The organism is Empedobacter sp. UBA3239 (assembly GCF_002362875.1).
Taxonomy (GTDB): domain Bacteria; phylum Bacteroidota; class Bacteroidia; order Flavobacteriales; family Weeksellaceae; genus Empedobacter; species Empedobacter falsenii_B.
The window spans coordinates 96960-104684 of sequence record NZ_DEVJ01000014.1; the positions used below are offsets into that span (position 1 = coordinate 96960).

Here is a 7725-nt window from a genome sequence, read left to right on the forward strand (position 1 = left end):
ATAACACGAATGAAAAAAATTACCGCAAGCTTATTGATTTTAGCATCGGCTTTTACCTATGCTCAAGATAGAGGAAGTAATAATACAGATAAAGATTATACAAAATCAAATCCAATTTTAACGGGAGCTCCATTCTTAAAAATTTCGCCTGATGCACGTGCAGGTGGTTTAGGAGATCAAGGTGTTGCGACATCGGCGGATAACTATTCTCAGTATTGGAATGCTGCTAAATTTGCTTTTGCACCAGATTACTCTGGAGTAGCGTTCACCTATACGCCATATATGGGATCATTGGTGAATGATGTTTTCTTATTAAATGCAACTTATTACACTTTCTTAGGACAAGATGAGCGTAGTACATTAGGAGCAAGTATCTATTATTTCAATATGGGCGAAATTAAGTTAAATAGCTTAAATGCAGCTACTGGACAAATTCAAGAAGATGGTACGGCAAAGCCTAATGAGTTCTCAATCGACTTATCATATGGTTTACGTTTAACAGATAATTACTCGATGGCGGTAACTGGTCGTTTCATTCGTTCCGATTTATCTAATGGAGTAAGCGATGGTACAGTTCAGCCAGCAAATACATTTGCAGTTGATTTAGCAGGTTATTACCAATCAGAAACAATGGATACCAACAATTTTGAAGGTAAATTACGTGGAGGTTTCCAAATCTCTAATATTGGTCCAAAATTAGATTATTCAAATTCAGAAGATAACGCATCTTATTTACCAACAACATTACGTTTAGGAGTTGGTTATGATTTTAAATTTGATGATTACAATAAAGTAGGTATCACAACAGAGTTTTCTAAATTGTTAGTTCCAACACCTCAATATGAATATGATGAAGAAGGGAATATAACAAATAGTTACATCCCAAATAAAGGTGTAATGGAAGGTATCTTTAGTTCTTTTGGTGATGCACCAGGAGGAGGAAAAGAGGAGTTAAAAGAAATTATGTATTCTGTAGGTGCAGAGTATTCTTATAATGATGCTTTATTTATTCGTGCTGGTTATTTTCACGAAAGTCCAATGAAAGGAGATCGTCAACATTTGACATTAGGTTTAGGACTTAAATACAATTCGTTTGCATTTAATGCATCTTATTTAATTCCAATGTCAGATACAAACAATGCTTTAGAAAACACATTACGTTTCGGTATTGCTTGGAATTTTGGAGGAGAAACACAGAATAGCTACGATTACTAGAAATCGTTAAGATTAAGTTATAATTGGTTAACCTTTTGGTTAGCCTTTTTTTATTTATTAACTTAAATCAAGTTTGAAATTAATAGTTAAAACTAATTTTACATCAATTAAAAAACTAAACTTATTATGTCTAACGTTGGATTAATTTTAGAAGAAAAAGCTGCTGATATAGGAAATTTTTTGGTAGGTAGGTTATTACCATTTCGTCAAAAAAGACATGTCGGACCATTTGTATTTATCGACCATATGGGACCAACAAAGCTGAAAGATTATCAAAATCTTGATGTTGGACCGCACCCACATATTGGTTTATCAACTTTGACGTATTTATTTGAAGGAGCGATTATGCATCGCGATAGTTTGGGAACTGAATTAGAAATTCAGCCTGGAGCTGTGAATTGGATGACTGCTGGTAAAGGTGTTGTGCATTCTGAACGAACTCCCGAATATTTACGAACAACTGAAAAAACATTGCATGGTTTACAAATTTGGGTGGCTTTGCCAAAAGAATTAGAAAATATGGAGCCAAGTTTTGTTCACGTTGAAGCAGATAAATTACCAAATTGGTCAGACGAAAATGCAGATTATAAATTGATTGCTGGTAAGTTTGGTGAACATACTTCTGGCGTACCTGTTTATTCTCCTTTATATTTTATTGAGATTAAAGCTAAAAATGATTTCAAAGTTTCATTAGGAAAAGATTTGTATGGAGAATCTGCTTTGTATGTATTAGAAGGTTCTATCAAAGATGGAGGAGAAACATATGGAACAAAACAATTATTAGTAGCGAAAGAAGCTACTTTGTGTGAGTTCGAAATTGCGGCTGGTTCTACCGTTTATATTTTTGGAGGAGAAGAATTACCAGAAGAACATTTTATCTTTTGGAATTTTGTAAGTTCTTCAAGAGAAACGATTGAAACGGCGAAGGAAGATTGGATTAATCATCGTTTTCCTAAAGTTCCTGGAGATGACGATTACGTTCCGATTCCGCAAGCTCAACAAAAATCTAAAATAAAAGAAAACGAAAAATAAATTGATAATGAGTGATATTAATGTAACATCAACTTCGACAGATAAAAATTATATTTCGAATATTAAAACTGGGAAACACGAATTTAATGTAGATGAACCTTTAGATAAAGGAGGTTTGGATACAGCTGCAAAACCAAGCGAATTGTTGGGAGCTGCGTTAGCTTCTTGCACTTCGATTACATTGCAAATGTATATGAATCACAAAGAATTTGCTTACAAGAAAGTTGAGGTAGATGTCAATTTTGATATGATTACAACTGAGCCAATTACTTTTCAACGTCATGTTATCATAGAAGGCGATTTCGATGAAAAGCAACGAACAAGATTATTGAAAGTTGCAAATTCTTGTCCTGTACACAAAGTGCTAGAAAAAGGTCACGAGATAGAAACAACGATAGAGTTTATTTAATAAAAAAATCCACTTCATCTGAAGTGGATTTTTTTATCTTAATATTTTATTTAGCTAATCCTGGTTGGATATCCAGAAATTCCTTCAATAACAATTTTCGGATTACGTTTCAATAAAACAATTAATTGTCTTAATTTTTCTGCATTATAATCTTCATTAAACATATCATCGTGCATTAAAATTACCAAATGATTTTTTTCGAATGTTTTATTTTGATCCAAACGATGTACAATTCCTTCATAAATTTTTTCAGGTGAAGAAAGCTGATGTGTTGCAGATTTTTTTCCACTTCTTTCCCATTCATAATCCCAGCCATAGATATAGTATTGATTTTTAGCCAATAAATCAGCTGCTGGAATTGCATTTTTTACTGGATCGTCTTTTTTGCGTTTGTTCAAACGCCATGTATTACGTGCAGGTAAACGAACCCAACGAGAATGTATGTCTAATACCACCTCATTTTTGCGAATATCTTCATAAACATTTTCTGGAACACTGTAAAAAGCTTTGTATTTGTTACGCGCATGCGAAAAAGTATGGTTAGCAATTTCTACATTTGGATTAGCTTTATAATCTTCTACATGTTGTTTCAAATCTTTCGTAAAAGCATTAAAACCAACTAAGAAAACCGTTCCTTTTACATTTTCTTCGGTTAATATTTTATTGATATTTTTACTTCCTTTATATGGACCATCGTCAAAAGTTAGGTAAACATATTGTTTTGTCGAATCAATAGGATTTTTCCTTTCTTCTTTTGCAATAGTATCTAATTTCAAAACTGAAGAGTCAACTTTTACCGTATAAATAGAATCAACATCATTCTGCAAAATTTCTTTTGGTTCAGAAGAAGTTGTTGTTTGATTTTGAATAGGATTATTTTCGTTTTTACAAGAAAAAACAAAAAGTAAAGTTCCAATTGCAAGAAAGCTTTTTAGATGTTTGTTGATAGCTAACATTGATTGTTTAGGTTTTGTGCGAAATTAATAATTTAATCTGATTTGAAATGTTAAATGATTGATGTTATTTGTCAGATTATTAAGCGTTTACGTTTTTTGATTGTTGTAAATATTGCTTAATAACTTGAATTACACCATCTTCATCGTTAGAAGGTGCTTTAAAATTTGCTACTTCTTTTACATTTGGATGCGCATTTTCCATTGCAAAACTATATTTTGCCAAATGTAACATCTCCAAATCATTCATAAAATCCCCAAAAACAATGATTTCTTCAGAAGAAATATCCAATTTATTCATCAAAGTTTGTAATGCAACTCCTTTGTTCGATTTTTTGTTCATTACATCTAACCATACTTCTCCAGAAACCACAACTTTTAATCCATATTTTTCAAAATCAACTAATTTTGGAAATACATTAAATTCTGTTCCATCAGCATGATTTACTGCAATTTTAATAAATTGTTCATTTTTGATTTTAGTTAAATCATTAACCCAAATATTTTTGTCATAATAATTTTTAAAATATTCTAAAAAAATTTCATCTTTCGATTCCACATAAGCTGCATTTTTACCAGCCAAAACAATATTTGCACCTTCTATTTTACGCACTTCTTCTACGATTTCTTTTACAACAGACCAATCCAATTCGTCAACAAAAATTTCTTCACCTTTGTAGGTCACATAGGTTCCGTTTTCAGCAATAATCGCCAATTCATCTTTTATGTTTTCAAAATAAGAAATGATACTATAATATTGACGACCACTTGCAGGTACAAATGTGATGTTGTTTTCTTTTAATTCTTCGTAAATTTTATTGAATTCTGGACTTAATGAATGATCAGAACGCAACAAAGTTCCATCCAAATCTGTCACGATTAATTTTATATTTTGCATGGATTTTTTCTTAAATAAAAAAAGGTCTCATAATTGAGACCTCAAAGTTAATTATAAATTTTTGTTTTGTTCTTCCGCGTCACCAACCATATTTCGGACAATTCCTGGATTCGAATGTTTTTTCTTCATTTTCAAATTTAAGAATTCGACTAAAACAGAGAATCCCATAGCAAAATAAATGTATCCTTTCGAAATGTGTTGATCAAATCCTTCTGCTAATAACGAAACACCGATTAATAATAAGAATGATAAAGCTAACATTTTAACCGTTGGATGATCGTTCACAAATTTAGAAACCGCACTTGCTGAAAGCATCATAACTGCAACAGCAATAATTACAGCCGCAATCATAACTTCGATATGTTCTGCCATACCAACTGCTGTAATTACAGAATCTAACGAGAAAACTATGTCTAAAATTAAGATTTGTACAATAGTTCCTGCAAAAGAATGTACTTTCACTTTTCCTTCGCTTTCTTCAACACCTTCTATTTTGTGGTGAATTTCTACAGTTGATTTATAAATCAAGAATAATCCTCCGATTAATAAAATCAAATCTCGACCAGAGATAGCTAATTTTTCTAACCATTCGGTTGAAGTAATGCCAATCCATTCGCCGATATTGAAAAGAGGAGTGGTAAGACTCATCACCCAACTTAACGAGAATAAAAGGATTACACGTGTAAACATGGCTAAAAATAAACCAAGTTGTTGTGCTTTCTTTTGCTGATGTGCAGGTAATTTTCCTGACAAAATAGAGATAAAAACAATATTATCAATCCCTAAAACGATTTCTAACATTGTTAATGTAAATAATGCAACTAATGCATCTGGTTGTAAAAAAATACTAAAATCCATCGATTAATTTTGAAGTTTCGAAAATACAACAAAGAATAAGAATTAAAGTTTGAGTAATAATTATTTGATGTTAATTTAACATTAAAACATATACAAAATTATTTACAGATTAAATCAATTAAATCGTTTTAGCAATATAGAATTAAACTCTACTTTTGCGAAAAAGGCTTAGAATGATTTCAAAAGTTCAACTTCGGTTGCAGTTTCTCGTACTTCTTTGGGGATTTACAGGAGTTTTCGGAAAATTAGTTACAATGAGTGCGTTGCCAATGGTTTGGTATCGTGTTCTTATTGGGGCAATTGCTGTTTTTATCTATATGAAATTCAGAAAAATGGATTTCAAAGTTACCAAAAACGAATTATTGAGATTACTTGCTATCGGTGGAATTGTCGGAATACATTGGTTTACATTCTATTTGTCAATTAAACTTTCAAATATCTCAATTGCGTTGAGTACGTTGTCGATGGGTGCCCTTTTTAGTGCGATTTTAGAACCTATTTTCTTTAAGCGAAAAATTAATCTGCTCGAAATTATTCTTGCCATAATCGTTTCTGCTTGTGTAGCTGTTATTTTTAATGCATCGCCAGAAGATTATAAATTGGGAATCATCATTGGTATTTTGTGTAGTTTTCTATCGGCATTGTTTGCAGTTCTTAATTCGAGATTACCAAAATCAATCAAACCAACTAAAGTTACTTTATATGAAATGATTGGTGGAGTTATTACACTTTCGGTAGTAATGATTCTTTTTCAGCCAGAAGCTATTTCTGAAGTTGTAAATATAAGTTGGTCAAACTTAGGATGGTTGACTTTGCTTGGTGTTATTTTTACAGCTTTTGCACAAATAGAATCAGTTGATTTGCTGAAACATGTAAGTGCTTTTACGTTGATGTTGAACGTAAATTTAGAACCAGTTTATGGCATCATTTTGGCAAGTATTATTTTTGGAGATTCAGAACATATGAATCCTATATTTTACATTGCTACAGGAGTAATGGTACTTTCTATCATTATGAACGGAATATTAAAAACAAGATTTTCTAAATAATTTATTGTCAAAAAGACGCATTTGTTTTAAAGAATGCTTATCATTTAATATCTTTGCTTCAATTGAAAAGTAAACCATAATCACATGATACACTCTATTATTACAGGTGTTGGGCATTATGTTCCCGAAAGAGTTGTTACAAACTTTGATTTAGCTGAGGTGATGGATACCAATGACCAATGGATTCAGGAACGTACAGGGATTGTCGAAAGAAGACATATCGAGCCAGATTCTAAGATTTCGTCTACAGATTTGGGAGTTATTGCGGCTAAAAATGCGTTACAAGATGCAGGAATCACTGCTCAAGATATTGATTTTATATTATTTGCGACTTTATCTCCAGATTATTATTTTCCTGGAAATGGTGTATTGGTGCAAAAAGAGTTAGGTTGTCGTACAATTGGGGCAATGGATATTCGTAACCAATGTTCTGGCTTTGTATATGCGTTATCAACGGCTGATGCTTTTATAAAAGCAGGAGTTTACAAAAATATTTTGGTGATTGGAGCAGAAGTGCACTCATTCGGATTGGATATGTCGGATGAAGGTCGTGGCGTTTCAGTAATTTTTGGAGATGGAGCAGGAGCGATAATTGTTTCGGCATCGGAAGAAGAAGGACGTGGAATTTTATCGACTAATTTACATTCTGAAGGTGAATTTGCCGAAGAATTAGCAGTTACTTTCCCTGGAACAAAAACAGGTTGGTCGGACGAATTATTGAAAGAAGGTAATACGTTAACTAAAAAAGAGATTTATCCATATATGAATGGAAACTATGTTTTCAAGCATGCGGTAACTCGTATTCCAGAATCAATTATAGAAGCTTTATCGACTGCGAATAAAAAGCCAGAAGATTTAGATTTATTTATTCCACATCAGGCGAATTTGCGTATTTCTCAATTTGTACAAAAACAATTGGGATTACCAGATGAGAAAGTTTATAACAACATTATGCGTTACGGAAATACTACGGCAGCATCTATTCCTATTGCATTGAGTGAAGCAAAACAAGAAGGTAAAATCAAAAAAGGTGACTTAGTAATGATGACAGCTTTTGGAGCAGGATTTACATGGGGCTCTGTTTTGATGAACTGGTAAGTAAGTTTGAATTTAGATTTACAAATTTAGAATATAAAAAAACCTTCACTTTTCAGTGAAGGTTTTTTTTGTTATATTTATTGTCCCGTCCTGAAATAGCGATACAAAAAAGAAATCGTTATTATGGAAGTGTAAATCGTCAGCAAAAAGGGGACACCTAAAACTTAAAATTTAAGGTAGTGTTTTAAAAATCATTAATTTTATTTATGTCAA

8 protein-coding genes are annotated in these 7725 nt (G+C 32.0%); 5 read left to right on the plus strand and 3 right to left on the minus strand.

Annotation, left to right across the window (positions count from 1 at the left end; all coding sequences use genetic code 11):
• Positions 1-9 precede the first annotated feature (9 nt).
• The 3 genes from porV to B4G36_RS02230 all read left to right on the plus strand — a co-directional run bounded on the left by porV (position 10) and on the right by B4G36_RS02230 (position 2656).
• Positions 10-1215 carry a type IX secretion system outer membrane channel protein PorV gene (gene porV / locus B4G36_RS02220; protein WP_291061656.1) on the plus strand — a complete coding sequence of 402 codons (1206 nt, stop codon included), beginning with the start codon at positions 10-12 and terminating at the stop codon, positions 1213-1215.
• 126 nt (positions 1216-1341) lie between these two features.
• Positions 1342-2247: a pirin family protein gene (locus tag B4G36_RS02225; RefSeq protein ID WP_291061658.1), complete on the plus strand. Its 906-nt coding sequence runs from the start codon at positions 1342-1344 to the stop codon at positions 2245-2247.
• Between the two features lie 7 nt (positions 2248-2254).
• On the plus strand, positions 2255-2656 hold the full coding sequence (locus B4G36_RS02230; RefSeq protein ID WP_291061660.1) for an OsmC family protein: 402 nt from the start codon (positions 2255-2257) through the stop codon (positions 2654-2656).
• 50 nt (positions 2657-2706) lie between these two features.
• On the opposite strand, the gene B4G36_RS02235 is transcribed toward B4G36_RS02230, so the two are convergent.
• The 3 genes from B4G36_RS02235 to B4G36_RS02245 form a co-directional block, all read right to left on the minus strand.
• Entirely contained in the window at positions 2707-3612 is a 906-nt protein-coding gene (locus tag B4G36_RS02235) for a polysaccharide deacetylase family protein (RefSeq protein WP_291061662.1), read from the minus strand.
• 79 nt (positions 3613-3691) lie between these two features.
• On the minus strand, positions 3692-4507 hold the full coding sequence (locus B4G36_RS02240; protein WP_291061664.1) for an HAD family hydrolase: 816 nt from the start codon (positions 4505-4507) through the stop codon (positions 3692-3694).
• 51 nt (positions 4508-4558) lie between these two features.
• A complete protein-coding gene (locus B4G36_RS02245) occupies positions 4559-5365 on the minus strand; it encodes a TerC family protein (RefSeq protein WP_291061666.1) in 807 nt (268 codons plus the stop codon).
• A gap of 173 nt (positions 5366-5538) precedes the next feature.
• Between B4G36_RS02245 and B4G36_RS02250 the strand changes: the two genes are divergently transcribed.
• A complete protein-coding gene (locus tag B4G36_RS02250) occupies positions 5539-6414 on the plus strand; it encodes a DMT family transporter (RefSeq protein WP_291061668.1) in 876 nt (291 codons plus the stop codon).
• A gap of 84 nt (positions 6415-6498) precedes the next feature.
• Complete coding sequence (locus B4G36_RS02255) at positions 6499-7512, plus strand: beta-ketoacyl-ACP synthase III (RefSeq protein WP_291061670.1); 1014 nt, start codon at positions 6499-6501, stop codon at positions 7510-7512.
• The last annotated feature ends 213 nt before the right edge of the window (positions 7513-7725 follow it).

Coding starts and splice junctions, on each gene's coding strand:
- porV (WP_291061656.1), top strand. CDS start 10: ATGAAAAAAATTACCGCAAGCTTATTGATTTTAGCATCGGCTTTTACC.
- B4G36_RS02225 (WP_291061658.1), top strand. CDS start 1,342: ATGTCTAACGTTGGATTAATTTTAGAAGAAAAAGCTGCTGATATAGGA.
- B4G36_RS02230 (WP_291061660.1), top strand. CDS start 2,255: ATGAGTGATATTAATGTAACATCAACTTCGACAGATAAAAATTATATT.
- B4G36_RS02235 (WP_291061662.1), bottom strand. CDS start 3,612: ATGTTAGCTATCAACAAACATCTAAAAAGCTTTCTTGCAATTGGAACT.
- B4G36_RS02240 (WP_291061664.1), bottom strand. CDS start 4,507: ATGCAAAATATAAAATTAATCGTGACAGATTTGGATGGAACTTTGTTG.
- B4G36_RS02245 (WP_291061666.1), bottom strand. CDS start 5,365: ATGGATTTTAGTATTTTTTTACAACCAGATGCATTAGTTGCATTATTT.
- B4G36_RS02250 (WP_291061668.1), top strand. CDS start 5,539: ATGATTTCAAAAGTTCAACTTCGGTTGCAGTTTCTCGTACTTCTTTGG.
- B4G36_RS02255 (WP_291061670.1), top strand. CDS start 6,499: ATGATACACTCTATTATTACAGGTGTTGGGCATTATGTTCCCGAAAGA.